Annotated in this window: 15 protein-coding genes; 2 read left to right on the plus strand and 13 right to left on the minus strand. The window is 68.4% G+C overall.

Annotated elements, in window-relative coordinates:
- Nucleotides 1-35: 35 nt before the first annotated feature.
- Entirely contained in the window at nt 36-794 is a 759-nt protein-coding gene (locus tag IG04_RS0130915) for an SDR family NAD(P)-dependent oxidoreductase (protein WP_030480271.1), read from the minus strand.
- A gap of 336 nt (nt 795-1130) precedes the next feature.
- On the opposite strand from IG04_RS0130915, the gene IG04_RS0130925 reads away from it, so the two are divergent.
- Entirely contained in the window at nt 1131-2912 is a 1782-nt protein-coding gene (locus IG04_RS0130925) for a gamma-glutamyltransferase family protein (protein ID WP_030480272.1), read from the plus strand.
- Here the strand turns inward: IG04_RS0130925 and IG04_RS0130930 are convergent.
- The 9 genes from IG04_RS0130930 to IG04_RS0130970 form a co-directional block, all read right to left on the minus strand.
- Nucleotides 2909-3121 carry a hypothetical protein gene (locus IG04_RS0130930; RefSeq protein ID WP_144065621.1) on the minus strand — a complete coding sequence of 71 codons (213 nt, stop codon included), beginning with the start codon at nt 3119-3121 and terminating at the stop codon, nt 2909-2911. The two genes, IG04_RS0130925 and IG04_RS0130930, sit on opposite strands and share 4 nt — an antisense overlap.
- An 87-nt stretch (nt 3122-3208) precedes the next feature.
- Nucleotides 3209-3553 (minus strand): hypothetical protein, encoded by a 345-nt coding sequence (locus IG04_RS0130935; protein ID WP_030480274.1) that lies wholly within the window; start codon nt 3551-3553, stop codon nt 3209-3211.
- Between the two features lie 298 nt (nt 3554-3851).
- Nucleotides 3852-4226, minus strand: coding sequence for a hypothetical protein (locus IG04_RS0130940; RefSeq protein WP_030480275.1), 375 nt, complete (start codon nt 4224-4226; stop codon nt 3852-3854).
- A 316-nt stretch (nt 4227-4542) separates the two neighbouring features.
- The gene (locus IG04_RS0130945; RefSeq protein ID WP_084402037.1) at nt 4543-5985 is read right to left on the minus strand and encodes an acyltransferase family protein; all 1443 of its coding nucleotides are present in this window, start codon (nt 5983-5985) and stop codon (nt 4543-4545) included.
- A gap of 88 nt (nt 5986-6073) precedes the next feature.
- A complete protein-coding gene (locus IG04_RS44370) occupies nt 6074-7183 on the minus strand; it encodes an acyltransferase family protein (RefSeq protein WP_030480277.1) in 1110 nt (369 codons plus the stop codon).
- Nucleotides 7180-8163 (minus strand): hypothetical protein, encoded by a 984-nt coding sequence (locus tag IG04_RS0130955; RefSeq protein ID WP_030480278.1) that lies wholly within the window; start codon nt 8161-8163, stop codon nt 7180-7182. The genes IG04_RS44370 and IG04_RS0130955 overlap by 4 nt, the downstream gene beginning before the upstream one ends.
- Nucleotides 8156-8779, minus strand: coding sequence for a hypothetical protein (locus IG04_RS0130960; protein ID WP_030480279.1), 624 nt, complete (start codon nt 8777-8779; stop codon nt 8156-8158). The genes IG04_RS0130955 and IG04_RS0130960 overlap by 8 nt, the downstream gene beginning before the upstream one ends.
- Before the next feature lie 70 nt (nt 8780-8849).
- The gene (locus IG04_RS0130965) at nt 8850-12548 is read right to left on the minus strand and encodes an FkbM family methyltransferase (RefSeq protein ID WP_030480280.1); all 3699 of its coding nucleotides are present in this window, start codon (nt 12546-12548) and stop codon (nt 8850-8852) included.
- Nucleotides 12541-13656 carry a hypothetical protein gene (locus IG04_RS0130970; protein WP_084402035.1) on the minus strand — a complete coding sequence of 372 codons (1116 nt, stop codon included), beginning with the start codon at nt 13654-13656 and terminating at the stop codon, nt 12541-12543. Before IG04_RS0130970 ends, IG04_RS0130965 begins: the two co-directional genes overlap by 8 nt.
- 123 nt (nt 13657-13779) lie before the next feature.
- Between IG04_RS0130970 and msrA the strand changes: the two genes are divergently transcribed.
- Complete coding sequence (gene msrA / locus IG04_RS0130975; RefSeq protein ID WP_030480282.1) at nt 13780-14451, plus strand: peptide-methionine (S)-S-oxide reductase MsrA; 672 nt, start codon at nt 13780-13782, stop codon at nt 14449-14451.
- Nucleotides 14452-14946: 495 nt separating this feature from the next.
- Here msrA and IG04_RS43070 read toward each other — a convergent pair whose 3' ends face one another.
- The 3 genes from IG04_RS43070 to IG04_RS0131000 form a co-directional block, all read right to left on the minus strand.
- Nucleotides 14947-15303, minus strand: coding sequence for a septal ring lytic transglycosylase RlpA family protein (locus IG04_RS43070; protein WP_030480284.1), 357 nt, complete (start codon nt 15301-15303; stop codon nt 14947-14949).
- Between the two features lie 45 nt (nt 15304-15348).
- Nucleotides 15349-15741 carry a contact-dependent growth inhibition system immunity protein gene (locus IG04_RS0130995; protein WP_051771008.1) on the minus strand — a complete coding sequence of 131 codons (393 nt, stop codon included), beginning with the start codon at nt 15739-15741 and terminating at the stop codon, nt 15349-15351.
- An 83-nt stretch (nt 15742-15824) separates the two neighbouring features.
- Nucleotides 15825-18602 carry an AfsR/SARP family transcriptional regulator gene (locus IG04_RS0131000; RefSeq protein ID WP_051771010.1) on the minus strand — a complete coding sequence of 926 codons (2778 nt, stop codon included), beginning with the start codon at nt 18600-18602 and terminating at the stop codon, nt 15825-15827.
- Nucleotides 18603-18617 lie beyond the last annotated feature (15 nt).

The following is an 18617-nucleotide window of genomic DNA, read 5'->3' on the forward strand; positions in this document are numbered from 1 at the left end:
GGCGACAAACGCGGCAACGGTTAGCGATCGCCGCGCTAGCGAGGAGCCATGCGCAGAGCGCCGTCCATGCGGATGACCTCTGCGTTCAGGTAGTCGTGCTCGATGATCGAGAGCGCGAGCTGCGCGTACTCCGACGGCTGGGCCAGGCGCTTCGGGAACGGGATGCCGGCGGCGAGCCCCGCGCGGAACTCGTCGGAGACCGTGGCGAGCATCGGGGTGTCGACGATGCCGGGCGCGATGGTCAGCACGCGGATGCCGACGTTGCTCAGGTCGCGGGCGGCCGGGAGGGTCATGCCGACGACGCCGCCCTTGGACGAGGCGTAGGCGACCTGGCCGATCTGACCGTCGAACGCGGCGATCGAGGCGGTGTTGATGATGACGCCGCGCGCGCCGTGCTCGAGCTCCTCGGTCTTGCCCATGGCCGCGGCGGCCAGGCGCAGGACGTTGAAAGTGCCGATCAGGTTGACCTCGATGATCTTGCGGTAGAGGTCGAGGTCGTGCGGGCCGGTCTTGCCGACGGTGCGGGACGACGGGCCGATGCCCGCGCAGTTCACCGTGATGCGCAGCGGGGCGCCGGAGCCGGCCGCGGTGTCGACGGCGGCCTGGACCTCTTCGCCCGAGGTCACGTCGGCGGCCAGGTAGGTGACGTTCTCGATCGTGTCGGCGTTCGCGATGGCGCTGGGCAGGTCGAGAGCGAACACCTGCGCTCCACGCGCCGCCAGCGCACGTGCCGTCGCGCCGCCGAGGCCGGACGCGCCACCGGTGACGATGGCCGCGGTACCCGAGATCTCCATGCCTTCATCCTCCTCGAAGCGAACTGCTCGCGAGGAGGTTAACGCTCGTTACCTCGAACTCAACGGTCGGTCCAGTGGAGCAGGGCCACCAACGGCACCGCAGCCACGAGCGCGAGGCCGATGAAGATCGTCGCGACACCCAGAATTCCCATGTCTAGAACTGTGCCGTTCGACGGAGTTCGAAACATCCTCCGCGTCGGTAGACCTCTGGTAGGAGATCTGTCACGGTCCGCGACGACCAAAGTTGTACGGGGATCAGGGGCTGCTCCGTTCGGGCCTGGGGTGTACGTCACTTGGAGTCACGCAATATAGTTAGCCTCGCGTACCTTTATGGGTGTGTTCACCACGCGCCCCGAACTCGTCGGCACCTTCGGCATGGTCGCTTCGACCCACTGGCTGGCCTCCGCGTCGGCCATGGCGGTGCTGGAGGACGGTGGCAACGCCTTCGACGCCGCCGTGACCGCGGGATTCGTCCTGCAGGTCGTGGAACCGCACCTCAACGGCCCCGGCGGCGAGGTGCCGATCATCTTCTCGGCCGCCGGCGCGGCCCCTCAGGTGCTCTGCGGGCAGGGCGTGGCGCCCGCCGGAGCGTCGATCGAGCACTACACCGATCTGGGACTTTCGCTGATCCCCGGCAGTGGGCTGCTGGCCGCGACGGTGCCGGGCGCGTGGGACGGATGGCTCACCCTGCTGCGTGACCACGGCACCAAGACTCTGCGTGAGGTGCTGGACCGGGCGATCGGCTACGCCCGCGACGGCTTCCCCCTCGTCGAACGTGCCGCCCACACGATCGGCATGGTCTCGGACCTGTTCCGTGACCACTGGCCGACGTCCGCCGCGCAGTGGATGCCCGACGGCGTCCTGCCGGCTCCCGGCGGCCGGTTCCGCAACCCCACGCTCGCCGACACCTGGGAGTGGCTGCTGGCCGCCGCCGAGGCCGCCGGTGCCGATCGCGAGGCGCAGATCGAGGCCGCGCGCCGGGCGTGGTCGCAGGGGTTCGTCGCCGCGCAGATCGACGAGTTCTGCCGTTCGGAGTTCCGCGACGACTCCGGACGTGACCACGCGGGTCTGCTCACCGGCGCCGACATGGCGTCGTGGGAGGCGTCCTACGAGGACGCGCTCGTCGCGGACTTCGGCGAGTGGTCGCTGGTGAAGGCCGGCGCGTGGACGCAGGGACCCGTGCTGGCGCAGCAACTCCGGTTGCTGGAGGGCTACGACCTGTCCTATGTGGACGGCAAGCCCACCGCGGAGACCGTGCACCTCGCCGTCGAGGCGGCGAAGCTGGCGTTCGCCGACCGCGAAGCCTGGTACGGCGACGATCCGGACGTGCCGCTGGAGACCTTGCTCTCGCGCTCGTACGCCTCCGAACGCCGTGCGCTGATCTCGTCCACGGCTTCGTTCGAGCTCCGGCCCGGCTCACCCGACGGCCGGGAACCGTTGCTGCCGAACCACATCATCAGCGGCCCGTCGACCCTGCTCTCCGACCCGACGGGCGCGATCGGCGAACCGACCGTGGAACGCTCCGGCGTGACGCGCGGCGACACCGTGCACGTGGACGTCGTGGACCGCTGGGGCAACATGGTCTCCGCGACCCCGTCCGGCGGCTGGCTGCAGTCGTCGCCGACGATCCCGTCACTCGGCTTCTGCCTGGGCAGCCGCGCCCAGATGTTCTGGCTGGACAAGGGTCTGCCGAACTCACTGGCCCCCGGCAAGCGCCCGCGCATCACCCTGTCGCCGTCGATGGCGCTGCACGACGGCCGCCCAGCACTCGCGTTCGGCACTCCCGGCGGCGACCAGCAGGACCAGTGGCAGCTCGGCTTCTGGCTGGCACACCAGGCGGGCCTGAACCTGCAGGAGGCGATCGACTCGCCGATGTGGCACTCGAACGCGTTCCCGAGCTCGTTCTACCCGCGAGCCTGGACCCCGGGCGAACTCGTCATCGAGTCCCGAGTCGGCACGAACGTCCTGGACGAGCTGCGGCAGCGAGGCCACCAGGTGGTGGACGCCGGCGAGTGGACGCTGGGCCGGATGTCCGCCGTGGCAAGGGATGCCGCGAACGGACTCCTGCGCGCCGGCGCGAATCCACGCGGCGCACAGGGCTACGCGGCAGGCCGCTAGCTTCGGCTGTCGACGACCTTGTCGCCGTCGTGGACCATCTCCACGTTGGCGCCACTGAAGTCGTGCAGCGTGCTGACACCAGCGCTGTCACCGAGCTCGCTGATCTTGCCGATCGGGTCGACGTCCGGCAGCTGCGGCGCAGCGCTCGCGGTGCCGGCCATCGCACCGACAGCGATACCGGCGGAAGCGACAATCTTCTTGATACTCAAGGCGTTCCGCTCCAGCAAAAGTGGAACGGCGCCCGATTCGAGGGGGAGGGAATCGGGCGCCGCCCCGGCCAGGAAGGTCTGGTCGGATCAGATGTCGACGGACGCGGCACCGGTCGGCACACCGTGCGGCTCGTTCAGGCCGAGCAGCGTGGAGGCCGGCAGACCGGTTGCACCGGCGTCGACGTTCTCGACCAGCGCGGCGGCGTCGAGGTCCTGCGCGTTGATGGCCTGGATCTTGCCCGTTGCGTCGTCGGTGTTCACGGACGCGAGGTCGCTGACGGAGGCGATGTCGCCCAGCTGGCCACCGAGGTCGGGCGCGGTGTGAACGGCGGCGGACCCGGTGTCCGCGTTGGCGATACCACCCAGGCCGAGCATGACGGTAGCGCTGCCGAGGGCAACAGCGGCCCCCGCGACGGTCTTCCTGAGGTTCATAGGCGCGAACGTGTCGTGTCAGGACCGTCTACATCAAGCTGCGTAACTCAGGCGAGGGAAGTTCTTCATCCTTTAGGGGGCGCCTGCTCGATTCCGACCGGCACGGCTTCGTCATCAGCCGGGAGGCGTTGAAAGGCCGCTGACAACGCCAAGGCGCTACCGAACGTCACGATTCTGGTCGTATTGGACACAGCGGGCCCACGCGAGAAACGTGAGTTCCGGGGGTCACCGCGCCCATCGGGCAGCGTTCATCAGCGCCGTAAAGCGCGGCGACCTCGGAAAGAACTGACGGGCCGACCTAGGCGATGGCCCCCGGCGGCAGCTTCAGCTTGAACGGCAGCGTCGTCACGACAGCCAAGTCCGAGGCCGTCGCCTTCATCAGCATGGGAGCGTTGCGCGCGCCGGGTTCAGGCAGGTCGAGCAGCCTGTCCACGGCTTCGATCAGCGGGCCCTCGTAGATCCACACGGCCTGTGCCGGGCGAGCCGAGTCGCGGACCGCGGGGAGTCGTCCCGCGCGCGCCTCTGTCTCCGACCAGAACAGGATCGAGTCGATGAAGCCTCTGCGCTGCTTGAACGCCATGATGCGGTCGAGCTGCCCGGCGTCGTCCCTCAGGTGGAGGAACTGAAAGCCACTCTCGCGCAGCTCGATGACCTTGTTCAGTGCGTGGTCCATGGCGCACCTACCCCTGTGAGGTCCCCTTCGGGTGACTGATCAGTCATACGACCCGAAAGGATCGTACGGTAAGTCGACGTTCCGCCGTAAGACATACTCCGAACGAGTATCTCAATTGGTGGACGTTTGTGGCGCAGGGTAATCGTTGGCCTTCTTGTTGGAGGAAACGGCCAGGAGGACCGCTACGGTTCGCACCAAGAACGCCAAACCGCCTAATGTGACTAATGTCACGGTGATTAACATGTGTCGCCTCCGAGTGGCTCCTACACAAGTACAAGACGTGTAGCACTCGCTCGGGGTTGCAGGTGGGACCGACTCACCTCGCCGGGCGGTTATGTCCGACCCTCTGCTCCTGCTTCGTCTTCTTTTGCGCCTGGCCGGCCAGCAGTTGCGCCACAGAGACGGCTTCGTTGGCGTTGGCCTCAAGGCGGCGGCGCCTCGGTCTCTCGTCCGGATCCGTGCTCGGGTAGGCCGGCACGCGCGGCAGGATCTGGGTGTCGTCGTCCTCGGTCCGCTTCTGGGCGGATGCCCGCAGGCGCGGGATCTCGAGCGTGACCTCGGCCGTCACGATCGCGCGCGAGTCGGCGATCGGCTCGGGCAGGACTGGCTCGGGCAGAACCGACTCGGTGGACGGCTCCTCTGGCGGCGCGGGGCGCGGTTTCGGCTTGGACAGCCGGCGGGCGAGTTTGTGACTTGGTTTCTCCACGAACCGGTAGCTCAGCTCGACAGCCCCGAAGGTGACGGCTACGGCGATCACGACGGCCGGCAGCAGGGGCACCGCCGGGCGCATCAGATCCAGCAGCGCGAACGCGACCAGGCCGTGCAGCAGGTAGATCGAGTAGCTGCGCTCGGACAGCGCGATCCAGAACTTCCGCTCGCGCAGCCGCGGCTCGGCGAACAGCCCCATCAGGAAGCACAGGACGGCGACTGCCAGCGCCAGGCTGTAGGAGTTGTCGACGCGGCCGAGCTTCAACGCGTCGCCCAGTACGTACAACGACCAGGCGCCCGCGGTGTACACGCCGCCTAGCCACAGCGGGATCCGTTTGGTCGTGGTTGCCCAGATTATCTGGCCGATGATCGGGATGGGCAGGTACGACACGTTGACCGCGAATAGCGACCAGGACTTGCCGAACTGGGCGCGGCTCATGAGCACGACGAACACGAACGTCAGTTCGATGGCCAGCGCGAACCACACCCAGCGGCGCAGCACGGGGATCAGCAGGACCAGCAGGACATAGAAGATGACCTCGACGATCAACGTCCACGCGACGCCGACCAGCACGACCTGTGGGAAGATCAGGTAGTTGACCAGTACGGAGTTGGTGAACAGCGTCCACGCGCTGATCGTCTGGGCTTGGCCGGTCGCGAGCAGGCCGCCGCCCACGGTGATCAGCAGTGCCGTCAGCAGCACCGTGAAGATCATCGGCGGGTAGACGCGGGACAGGCGGTTCAGGCCGAACCGCACCTGGCCGTGGCGCAGTGCGATCGGGGTGACCACAAACCCGCTGACCAGGAAGAAGAACGGGACCGCGACCTCACCGATGCCCTGCAGGGACATGTGGAACGGATCGCTCGACACCGCGTTGAGCGTGTCGAAGAAGGCTGATTCCTCGTCCCGCTTGCCGACCCACTGGGCCGCGATGTGGCTGTAGAAGACGAGCAGTGCCCCGACCGCACGGCCGATGTCGATGAACGCTACCCGCGTCTTGTCCGGCCGTGTGTTGTCCGCGCTGGTGGGCTCGCGCGCTGGTGATTCCAGCGGGACCGACCCCCTTAGCCGTCATACGGTCCCGAAATGGCATTACGGCAAGGAGAGTAACGGACAAATACTTACGGTGGCAGACCAACTACTTAGAACGTTGTTTCTCCCACCGGCGAATGCGCTGGTGCACGGCCATCTCGAGGTAGCGGTGGAGCACCTCGGTGACGGCAGCGGTAAGCACCAGCGCCACGAGCAGCGCCGGCATGTTCCCGATCTTCGGCGCGAGGGCCGCGAGCGTCGGGTAGATGACGACCGGGTGGATCAGGTAGATCGCGTAGGTCCGCGCGGACCAGGCCTTGACGAAGGCCGACTTCGTGATCGGGCCGTTGAGGTACATCACGACCAGGATCAGCAGGATCGCGAGGAACGCGGTGCGGACCATGCCGCCACCCGCGTAGGCGTAGCCGCCGAGCTTGTCCGCCCAGACGAACAGGCCGAAGTGGGTCGCGCCGATGGCAGATCCCACGGCGATGCTCACCTTGCCCGAGCGCACCAGGGTGATCAGCTGACCGATGAAGATCAGCGTGATGAACGCGGCGATCACCCCGATACGGTGCACCGGTTCCGTTTGCGGGCCGCTGGCCACCGACAGGGTCGCGCACACGAGCACGGCCGCCACAGCGGACGGCAGCCAGGGCCTTCGTCGCAGGAGGGGCATCGTGGCCGCGACGTATGAGTAGAAGGTGATCTGCAGCAGCAACGTCCAGGTGACACCGACCAGGATCACCGTCGGCGTGGTGAAGAACCCGGCCAGGGTGACGCCGGTCAGGATGTCGAGGAAGCTCAGCGACGTCTGCCTCGTCTCGGCGCGGAACACCCCGAGGTTGATCAGCAGCGCGGTGGCCAGCAGGACGACCACGAGCAGCGGGATGATGCGCCCGAACCGGCGCAGCAGGAACTGCCCCGGTCGTTCCCTGTCCGCGACGTGGGTGACGACCATGCCGCTGATGACCATGAAGATCGTGACGTCGGTGAACGACAGGTGCGGGTTCAGGTGCAGCGGTTCGGCCACAACTGTCCGCACCACGCCGTTGAGCGAGAACTCCCGCTTGTTGACGGCGAACCAGTTGGCGGTGTGCACGTATACGCCGGCCGTGGAAGCGATCACCCGCAGGATGTCGAGCCCGTGCATGTACCCGCCGCCGCTGCCTCGCGGCCGGGCCGGTGTGGTGGTCGTGCTCGCGAGAGTGTTCATGTCGACTTCCCGAACCAGCGGTGCAGCAGCTCGGCCCCCAGGCCCCAGGCGAGCAACACGACGATGTAGGAGACCGGCAGGGTCAGCGGCTGCAGCAGCCCCACCAGCGGGTAGGCGAGCACGCCGCACAGCAGCACCAGGTAATAGCCGCGGCTGAAGAGCCACTCGACGGGCCGGGGACGCGTGGTACTCGCCTGGCCGCGGACGAAGAGAAGCATCAGCAGCAGCGCGGTCACCGCCGCCACGGTGAACCACCTGTCGCGCGCCTCGCGGAACAGGTGCTCGGAGACGACCAGCAGGGAGAGTCCGAAGAGGACCAGCGGCGCCACCTCCCAGAACCTGGCGATACCGGACTTCGACAGCCACAACAGCTCGCCGATGACCGAAAGCACAACCAGGCTCGCGAGGATGCCCAGCTGTGGGGCGTCGGCGATCCCGGCCGCGGTGAGCGCGAAGGTCACGACGGCCAGCTGGCCGACCACCGCGATGTGCCACTGGCGCGGCAGGAGTGGCGCGGACAGCACGAGCAGTACCGCGAACACCAGGCCGGCCAGCAGGCCGAGGACCAGCGGGTTGGCGCGGTAGTCGAACTCGAACGGGAGCGGGTCGGCGAACAGCGAGAAGAGCAGGCCGAGCACGACCGCGATCACCGCCGCCGGCAGGACCTGCCAGGCCAGCCGCCTGGCGAACGCGGCCGGGGAAGCGGTCGTCACCCGCAGGACCAGCAGGTGACCGCAGGACATCAGCAGCAGCGCGATCGCCAGGAAACCGAAGTCCTCGCCGAGGCCGAGCGGTTTGTTGAACCACTCGCGGACCAGCACGAGCCACTCGGGCGAGTACCCGTGCCGGTTCAGCCAGAGCCCGCCGAGGAAGCTGTAGGCGATCAGCACCGTCGCGACGGCGACGGGAGCGCGCAGACCGGACGGCCGGGTGGACGAGGACGCGACCGGCTGCGTGACCTGCTCGGACGGGCTACTCATCGGCGGGCAGCGCTTCCAGTTGGGCCGCGATGATCTCGGCGGTCTTCGTCCGCACCCAGTCGCGGGCGTCGCCGCGCACCTCCAGCCTGACCACGACGTTGTCGTGGGAGTAGACCGACCTGGTGAGCGAGCCGTCCGGGGCGAGCTGGACGTGCGGGTCAGCGGGCTGCAGCCCGTAGCCCGTCTGCAGGGCTTCGAGCTCGGTCGCGGCGTTGCGAGCGGCGGCCGCGTCGCGGACCTGGACGACCGCCAGGGTGGCCTTGCCCTCGGGGAAGATCGACACCGACATGCGGGCCCCTGCTGCGCCGGCGGTCTCGTACGCGGCCAGTTCCTCCGGGGTCATGAAGTCGACGCGGCGCACGCCCTGGAAGGTACGGACCGGTTCGTAGTTCTCGTGGACGCCACCCATGTCCGCCATCGCGAGCGGGTCCGCGGGCAGGCGGCCTTCCTCGCCGACCGGACGGGCATCTCGTGCGCCGGCGAGCTCCAGCTCACTGCCCCAGGCGAACCAGCTGCCCGCGGCGATCGCGAGGAGGACGGCCAGGATCACCAGCGAACCGACCACACGGCGCAGCTCGCTGCGGCGCATGGTCATGCCCTGGTTGGTCCGGCTCACGCACTTCCCCCATGGTCCAGGCTCGCGCGGATGGCAGCGAGCCTGGACAAATGGTACGAGAGCGCATTGCTCAGAGGGGACGAAGCCAGAGAGTTATGAACTTCGTCTCGGCCGAGTCGGCCATGGTGATCAGCTCTTCGTCCGAGTAGTCACCCGTGACCGGCCCGTTGTCGTCCACGGGAACGACGTGGTAGCCGAGCTTCCGATATGTCACCAGGACCTCTGCCGCGTCGTCACCGAGCTCGGTGATCGCATCGGGGCAGAACTCGCACACGACGTGCGGGCGGTCGCGTTCGAGCACGTCGGACAGGCCTGCGAGCGCCCGGTGGTCCCGGCCCTGCAGATCGACCTTCACGAGGCTGACGCGCCGGCCGTTGACCTCGGGCCGGCCGTCGAGGCGCACCGCCGGCACCACGACACCGCCCGTGCTGCCGTCCCCGGAGTTCTCGTGCACGCGGTGGTCGCCGCTGTTGAACTCCTCCTCCTGCACGAGCACGACCTCGGTGTTCGAGTCCCACGCGGCGATGGGCAGCACGGTGACCCGTTGTGCGACCTCCGCCGGCAGCACCGCCGCGACGTTGCGCTGCAGGTAGTCGGCGTTCACCGGGTTGGCCTCGACCGCGACGGCCGTGATCGTCGCGGACGTGCGCTGCATGAGCCGCAGCGTGTGGTAGCCGACGTGCGCGCCGATGTCGAGGAACGCTCCCTCGCCGATCAGCTCGGCCATGAGGTCGGCTTCGCTGACCTCCCACGAGCGGTGGTACTCGAGCCACGGAAGCACGACATCGTCGTCCGGCACCAGCAAGGCACCCGCGTCGCACAGCACCACCTGGGCGCCGTCGGGCACCGGGGCGTGGCTGAGCCGCGCGGAGGTGTGCACGGCCGTGAGGTCGCGCTTCATCTGCTGCAACGTGCGCTCGTCCTGGTCGATCCGCACGTCGCGGTCGGCGAACATCTCGTGGTGGCGCTGTTCCGCGGCCTCGACCTGATCGCGTACCCCGCTGATCGACTCGCGGACGGCGGCGAAGTCCTCGCCGACGCGTGCGTTGACCTGTGCGATCTCCTGCTGCAGGCCGGTGAGGTCGGGCTCCCGGTTCTCCAGCCGCTCGATGCTCTTGGCCATGTTCCTGGTGACCTCGTCGAGCCGCGTGGTCAGCGCTTGCTCCATCGCCTCCATGCGAGCCAGCATCTGCGCGGCGGTGCCCTCGACGCCGCCCACGAGCGTGCCCATCACCTTGCGCTGGTGCACGTCATAGTGGTCGATCATCCGCAGGACGGCCTTGCGCATCGCGGGCGCCCCCGGCAGCCGCGACGGCGCTCCTGCCTCCGGCTGCCACAGCAGTGCCTGCTTCGACTCCCGCAGCGGCTGCAGCGGATCGGCTTCCTGCTCCTGCACGGCCGTCGTGTCCCGGTCGGAACGCCACTTCTCGTACGCGTTGGTCAGCTGTTCGCGCATCCACGTCGCGGCGGCGGTCATCGACCTCGTGCGCAGGATGTACTCCCGCGCGGCGAGTCCGCGGCGACGGGCCTCCGCCGGGTCGTCGGCGATCTCGCGCATGGCCTGCGCGGCGGCGTCCAGGTCGGGATCCGCCCACACCGCGGTCTCGTGGTAAGGGAAGTTGCCCTTGCCGACCTCGGTGAGTTCGTACGGGATCGGCCAGCCGACGCGAGAGTCGAAGAACTCCGTCGTGCTGGAGTAGTCCGTCGAGATCACCGGCAGAGCGCGTGCCATCGCCTCGGCGACGGTGAGACCGAAACCCTCACTGCGGTGCAGCGAGACGTAGGCGGTGCTGTTGGCGTACAGGTCGTGCAGCTCCTGCACGGTCAGGTAGCGCTCCAGCAGTTCGATCCGCGGGTCGCTGCTGGCCAGGACGCGGAGGCGTTCCGCGCTCAACGGGTGCAGCTTGCCGTTGATGGCCTTGATGACCAGCCGTACGTCGTCGCGGCCCTCGAACGCCCGCTGGAAGGCCGTGATGGCACCCCACGGGTTCTTGCGCTGACCGATGCTGTTGAAGTCGAACGCGAAGAGGAACTGAGCCGGTCCGCCGGTCGGCACCGGATCGGGCTCACCGGGATCGCGCACCGGTACCGGGATCGTCCTGACCGGAACCGACGAGTGCTTGGCGATCGCGTCGCGGCAGAAGTCGCTGACCGTCCACACCTCGTCGACGAGGGCGAAGGCCGAGTGGAGCCACTCCGGGAAGTCCTCGAGCTCCCACGCCCAGAGGCCGATGCGGTAGCGGTGGTGACCCACGCCGGGATGGTGGCCCAGCACGGCGTGGGTCTGATCCGCGTTGACCGCGACCAGGCTCACCGGGAACTTCGGCTCGCCCAGGGTGCCCTGGTGGTCGACGTTCGTGCGGTTGGAGACGAGCCGATCCTCCACCACGGACACGATCGGTACGCCGGCCAGCTCGATCGCGTCGTGCACGATCCGGCCCATCTCGCCGAGCCCGAGCTCCGCGGTCAGGTACCCGAGCATGTTGACGCCGAACTCGTCGACGGGCTCACGCACCGGCTTCGGCTCAGTGGGCAGGCCCCACTCGGGGAGCATGCCCTCGTTGATGCCGGAGGTCCGGCACCAAGCGCGGAAGTCGTCCGCGTCCGCGCCGAGCACGTCCGGGAAGGCGAGCTGCAGGTCGGTGCGCGCCTCGAAGACCGCCATGATCATCCGGCTGAGCCCGGCGGCGGCCTGTCCCGGCGTCGCGGGGGAGGTCAGCCACTCGCGGAACGCGCGGCCACCGTCCTCACCGAACGCGTGCGGCGGGATCTCGGTGTCTTGTTTGGAGACCCGCTCGTGCTCGACCTCGACCTTGATCCACGCGTCGCGGAACATGCCGCGCATGGTCGGGCTGAGCTTCGAGCCGTCGGACATCTTGTTGAAGCCGTAAGGAATCGCGTCGAGCGTCTCGGCGTATCCGTTGGTGTGCAACGCGGTGCCGTAGTCGTCGCAGATCGCCTTGAGGTCCGGGTTCTCCGACAGCAGGATCCGCGGCCGGCGCTGGCAGTGGTACGTCAGCAGCCACGGGTGCTCCGGCCGGTAACCGCTGAAGTGGAAGAACCGCAACGGTTTCCCGTCGGCGAAATACTTCCCGTCCTGCTTGTGGACGGAACGCTCGTGCAGGTTCCAGTAGGCGACGTTGAAGCCGGGGTCGCGCAGCACGTGGTTGCGGAACAGCGCGGGCACCTGGTCGACCCACCGCTGATCCGTGAAGAGCTGCCGTTCGGGCGCCACGATCGCGTCGTGGCGCAGTCGCACGGCCCAGAAGTCGAGGAACGGCTCGGAACCCGGCCCCGTGGCGACGAAGCCCAGGTTGAAGATCCCGGTCCCCATGATCACCGCTTCGCTGGGCTCCTTGCCGTCGCGCGGCAGCGGCTCCAGGAAGTGCGGCGTGAGCACGATGCCGTGCTCCATCGCGAGCTCGGCGAGCTCCGGCATCGGCGCGAACACCTTGATGTCCGGGTCGATGTACATGACCACGTCGGACTGCTCGCGCTGCTGCCGCAACAGGTACGGCTTCACCGCGGTCGCGAGCTCGGTCAGCGAGTAGGCGGTGGCCATCCGCAGGTAGTCGAGCTCGTCGATGCCGGTCGCGTCCGGGCCGAGGACCTGGACGCCGTCCTCGTCGGCGATGCTCCCCCACGGGGCGTCGATGACGAGGATGACGAACCGGTGACCTTCGTGGTGGTCGAGGTAGGAACGGGCGAGGACTCTGGCGGCCGGCAGGTAGTTCTTCGCGACGACCGTGCAGGCGGTGACACTAGGCATCAGTGGGCATCGCCTTGAGCTGGATCTCGGCCGCGGCCTTGAAGTGCTGCATGGCGTCCGTGAGCGTCGCGGCCGTGATGTCGATGCGCACGACGTACTTGCCACTCGAGTAGTGACCGCGGATGCGGGCGGGCTGCCCGTCCTTGGCGTCGACCTGGGTGACGTAGGTCTTGGCCGGCACGTCCGAGGTGACCGCTTCCATGCCGTTGGTCTCCTGCACGCTCTTGAGCTCGATCGCGCAGTTGTTCGCCGCGGCGTTCTCGGACGCCGTGACGATCATGATCGTGGTGCTGACGCCCTTGGCGGGCGTGGCCAGGCTCAGCTTGGACTTCGCGCCACCGGCGGTCTTGTACGCGTTGATCTCGCCGGGCGTGAGATAGGGCGGCTTGAGGGCCTCGATCTGCGTGAAGGTCGTGATGTCCTTGCGCTCCTGCGGGTTGCCCGCGACCTTGCCGACCTGCAGCGGGTCGGGCGGCGCGCTCGGCGTGGTGCTGGTGGACGCCGTGGTGCTCGTCTGCCCACCCGCGTTGGGATCGCTGCCGCCACGACCCCACAGCCAGTAGGCACCGAAACCGAGGCCGGCGAGCAGGACCACGGCCAGCACGATGCCGATGATCTTGCCCTTGCCGCCGCCACCGCTGGAGTCGTCGAAGACCTCGGGCCCGTGGCTCCAACTGGGCGAAGGCTGGTTGATCGAGTCGAAGTCGGCGCCGACCCAGGGCGGCGGCGCGGACGGCTGCTGCTGCTGCTGCGGCTGCCCCCATCCACCGGGCCCAGGCGGTGCGATGGGCGTGACGAACTGCGTCCGCTCCGCGTCGCTCGAGCGGTTCTGCGTGTTCACCACCTGGGTGGCGTCCGGGTTGGGGTTCTGCTGCTGAGGCGGCTTCTGGTTCGGTACCACCTGCGTGGCGTCCGGGTTCGACGCGCTCGGCGGCTTCGCCTCCCACTTGAACGGAGCAGCGAACGGAGCCTGCTGAGGACTCTGGACGGGGCCGCCTCCCGCAGAACCTGAGAGCAGCTCGTCCCGGCGACGACGGTAGTCGTCTGCCGAGAGCCGACCAGAGGCGAGTTCGTTGTCGAGCTTCTGAAGCTCGTCTTGCCAGGTCACCCCTGGCACCCCCTTCCACGCGAACATGAGACTCGGACATTGTGCCCGTGTCCTGTAAGGCCATCGTGCGGGCCTCTCAAGTCGTGACCTGGTTGTGGCGCATCCCACCGATATATTGGTCACATGGCGTGGTTCGGTCGGAACAAACCGCAGGTAGTGGCCGCTTCCGACGCCCTGCCAGGCCGTCCGGAGCCACTGTCGGCGCCATCCGCGCACGCGGTGTTCACCGACCGGCCGCTGCAGCCACCGTTCCCGTCCGGCTGTCGAACCGCCACATTCGGGCTGGGCTGTTTCTGGGGCGCCGAACGCCTTTTCTGGCAAACGCCAGGCGTGTGGACCACTGCTGTGGGCTATTCGGGCGGTACCACCCCGAACCCGACCTACGAGGAGGTCTGCTCAGGGCGGACCGGACACGCCGAGGTCGTGTACGTGGTGTTCGACCCGTCCGCACTGCCCTTCCAGGAGTTGCTGCGGGTGTTCTGGGAGGGCCACGACCCGACTCAGGGGATGCGGCAGGGTGCGGACATCGGCACGCAGTACCGGTCGATCGTGCTCGTCACCGACGAGGGACAACGGGCCACGGCGGAGGCCTCACTCGCCGTCTACCAGCAGACCTTGGACGCGTCCGGGCACGGGCGGATCACCACGACCGTCGAGCCGCTGCGGGAGTTCTACTACGCGGAGGACTATCACCAGCAGTACCTGTCGGACGCCAAGAACCCCTATGGGTACTGCGGGCTGGGCGGCACCGGGGTGTCCTGCCCGACCGGCTTGAGGGCGAGTTCCGGCGAGTGAGTGGTGAGGCCGACTCCTCGCGCGACGCAGGCACACGTGATCAGCAGAAGATGAGGCCGCACGGCCGCGTGGTGGTGGTCGTTGTGGTAGGTCGCGGCCGCGTGGTCGTCGTTGCGCGCGGCGGCGCCTGAGTCGTTGTCGTCGTGACAGCGATCGTCGTAGTCGTAGTCGTTGCCTTGGATGAAGACGGTGCGGACGACGACGGATTGGACGACGGTTCGGACGATACGGTGAGTGAGGGCGTCCCTGCGTCGGTCGGGATCAACGAAGGCGTGTTGATCAGTGAGACACGGGCCGGTCTGTCGCCGTCAGGCCCTGTCGGATCGCCCGACGCGAGCGATCCGACATGCGGCGCGAGCACGTAAAACGCGGCGACGACCGCACCTAGGAGAGCCCCGGTTGCGAGCCGACCTGCCCCACTCATCGCCGCCAACACCCGGATTGCCTATCTCGTTCACTCGATTGGGTCAAGCGAACCTGGTCATTTCTACTCGATCACACCTTTGTCACTGTCACGCCCACTACGCCCTGTGACAGCGGGGCGATCGTCTTGAAGGCCTTGGGGGTCAGGTCGACGCAGCGGCCGGTGATGAACGGGCCTCGGTCGTTGATCCGCACGGTCACCGTCTTGCCGTTGGAGCGGTTCTTCACCTTCACGCGAGTGCCGAACGGCAGCGTCTTGTGTGCGGCCGTCAGCTTGTTGGGGTCGAAGCGCTCGCCGCTGGCGGTCGTGCCGCCGCCCGAGTAGTAGGAAGCCTTACAGGTCTCGGCGGAAGCCACGGGGGAGAAGAACACAGCGGTGGCGGCGAGGGAGGCCAGCGTGAGGCCGGCTGCCGCGAGAGTCTTTGCCATGGTGCAAGGAACTCACCCGCCGGCAAAGAGCCGCCTAACGCGCGCCTAACCGGGAAACTGCTCGGCCGCGGACACCAGCAGGTGCCAGTCGCCGTCCGGCAGGGTGCGCAGTCGATCAAGCAGGGCGGACATCCTGGACAGCAACGCTGGGTGATCGGTCCAGAACGAGTGATCTACTCTCAGTAGAGCGGCGAGCAGGTCACCGGGGTACAGGGCGACCGATCGCAACGGGTCGCACTCGACGTGTTCCAGGGCCAGCAGCGCTGTCACGTCCAAGCCCACCTGATGTGTCACGAGCAGGTGCAACGACGTCGGCGTCAGCTGCCCCACCGGCAGATCGCGCAGCGCACACAGGTCACGGTAGAGCTGGGTCGACGACGAGTCGGGCCTGCCCCAGTCGTCCTCGCTGAGGTGCGCCAGCGTTCTGTCCCGGTCCACGCACCCATAGTCCCCGCAAAGGCAGTCGCCAGTGGGCCGGCCGAGGCAACGGTTCGGCGACTGCCGCCCGCATGGAACCTGCGTCACGACTGCGCGGCCGCGACCACTGAGGGCACGGTCATTGCCGCACCGCGCGAGAAGTGCTCTTCGTACTGCTCAGGCCCCAACGCCTGCCGGCACAACGCCACGCATCGGTCGTGCGACGCCGCGAAGTTCGCCGACCCGAAGAGCGGCAACCCGACCGACTGCCGCACCCGGTCCGCGCCGCCCAGCAGCAACGCGGCGTGCGACGCGGACCCGGTGACCACCGAGATCAGCGCCAGTAGCTCGACCGACACCGCGATGCCCAGCAGGTCGTTGAACTTCTCCTTGATGCGCAACGACGACGTGGCCAGCTCGCGGGCCTCGACGATGTCGCCGCGTCCCATGGCCACGAAAGCCAGGACGTACAACGCGAACGCGCGCGCCCACAGCTCGCCGTTCTCCTCACACACGATCCGGGCCTTGGTGCAGATCTCCGCCGCACGGTCGAGTTCGCCGCCGAACGCCACGGCGATCGCCAGCGCCACCCGTGCCATCACCACGTTGCTGTCCATGTGCCCTAGCTCGGCATGCCTGCGATCGGCTTCGGCCAGCAGCGTCACGCCCAGCGGCAGGTCGTCGTCGAACACCGCGGCCGCGCCCTGCACGTAGGTCGCGTAGACGTCGGCGTCCTCGTCCTCCAGCACCGCGGCCTCGGCACGGCAGGCCTCCAGCAACGCGGGCACCGCAGAGGTGTCGCCCTGCAACGTCGCCAGGTACCCGGTGACCCACAACGCCTTGCAGCGCGCGCGTGACGGTTCGGCCTCCAGGGACAGCGCCCAGTTCAGCCAGTGCCGCCCCTCGGCGAACCGCCCGCAGCCGACCCAGTGGAACCACAGCGTCGCCGCCAGCCGCAGGCCCGAGTCGGCCTCGCCCGGCGTCGTCAACGAGTACTCCAGCGCCGCCCGCAGGTTGCCGCGTTCGGCCGCCATCGCCCCGACGGTCGCTTCCTGCCGCGGTGTGAACCAGGCTCGTTCTCCTTGTAGCGCAATGCCTGCGTACCAGTCACGATGGCGCGCCTTCAGCCGTGGCTCTTCATCGCTCACACGTAACCGCGTCTGCCCGAACTGGCGCATGGTCTCCGGCAACCGATAGCGCGCCACGCCCGCGTGTTCTTCGCGCTGCAGCACGGACTTGTCGACGAGCCCGTCGACCGCGTCGAACATGAAGTCCGCGGTCAGCGAGTCGTCCGAGCACACCGCCTCCGCCGCGGCCAGGTCGAAACCGCCGGCGAACACCGACGCCCGCGCCCACAGCAGCTGCTCGCGCGCAGAGCAGAGGTCGAAGCTCCACTCCATCGTCGCGAACAGGGTCCGGTGCTGCGGTAATGCGGTCCGCCCGCCGTCGGTCAGCACCCGGAACCTGTCGTCGAGCCGTTTCAGCAACTGTGCCGGGGTCAGCGCGCGCACCCGCATCGCCGCCATCTCGATCGCCAGCGGGATGCCGTCCAGTCGCCGGCACAGGTCGGTGACGGCCTGCTCGTTCGCCGCCGTGATGACGAACGAGCCGGGAATCGCCGCATCAGCGCGTTGGGCGAACAACGTGGCCGCCGGATACGGCACGGACAACGGCGCCACGGACATGACCTGCTCGCCATAGACCCGTAGTGCGCGCCGGGACGTGGCGATGACACGGAGGTTCGGCGCCACTCGCAGCAGCGTGTCCACCAGCACCGCGCAGTGGTCCACGACGTGCTCGCAGTTGTCCAGCACCAGCAACGCGTCCTTGCCGGCCAGGAACTCCGTCAGCACGCTCAGCTGCCCGCGCCCGGTCTGGTCGACCACGCCCAGCGCCTCGGCGACGGTGTGCGGCACAAGAGCCTTGTCGCGCAACGCCGCGAGCTCCACCAGCCACACGCCGTCCGGTGGGTGTTCGCCGCGCGCCACGTGCATCGCGAGCCGCGTCTTGCCCACTCCGCCGACACCGATCAGCGTGACCAGCCGGTGCTTCCTGATCAGATCCGCGACGTGCGTGGTCTCCGGGCGATCCACGAAGCTCGACCGGTCGGCGGGCAGGTTGCCGCGCACCGCGACCGGTGTGCGTTCCGGCAGGTCGAGGCGGGGGTCGGCGGTCAGCACCGCCTGTTCGAGGTCGCGCAGCCGGGGACCGGGCTCGTCGACCAGGACGCCGCGCGCCCGCTGGAACGCGGCCAGCGCCTCGGCCTGCCGCCCGCACCGGTAGAGCGCGATCATCAGCTGCTCCCACAGCCGCTCGCGGAACGGGTGCCGCTCGACCAGCGCGCTGACCAGCGGTGCCACCGCGGCGTGCTCGCCGAGCGCGAGCGATACCTCCATCAGTTCCTCGGTCGCGTCCGTCCGCAGGTCGGTGAGCCGCGCGGACTCCTGGCGGGTCCACTCACCGGGGCGGCAGTCCGCGAGCGGGTCGCCGGTCCACAACGCGAGGGCTTCGCGCAGCATCTTCGCGGACGCCAACGGCTCGTCGCTGTGCCTTGCTGCTGCGACGAGCGCCTCGAACCGTGCGGCGTCGACGGTGTCCGCAGGCGCGTTCAGGACGTAGCCCGGCTCGCGGGTGGTGATCAGCTCGCCCAGCCCGGCGTCGCGGATCTGGCCGCGCAGGCGCGCGAGCAGGCTGTGCAGGGTCTTCGTGGCGGACGCCGGCACCTCGTCTGACCAGAGCGCGTCCACGAGCGCACTCCTCGGCACCGTCTCGCCTGGGTTCAGCGCCAGCCGGGCCACGAGGGTTCTCTGTCCCGCACTGCTGAGCTGAACTGCTCCGTTCGGGCCGGTGAGTTCGAGCGGCCCGAGCAGGCGGATGATCACGTTGTTGGTCCTGTC

Source organism: Lentzea albidocapillata, assembly GCF_000719115.1.
Taxonomy (GTDB): domain Bacteria; phylum Actinomycetota; class Actinomycetes; order Mycobacteriales; family Pseudonocardiaceae; genus Lentzea; species Lentzea albidocapillata.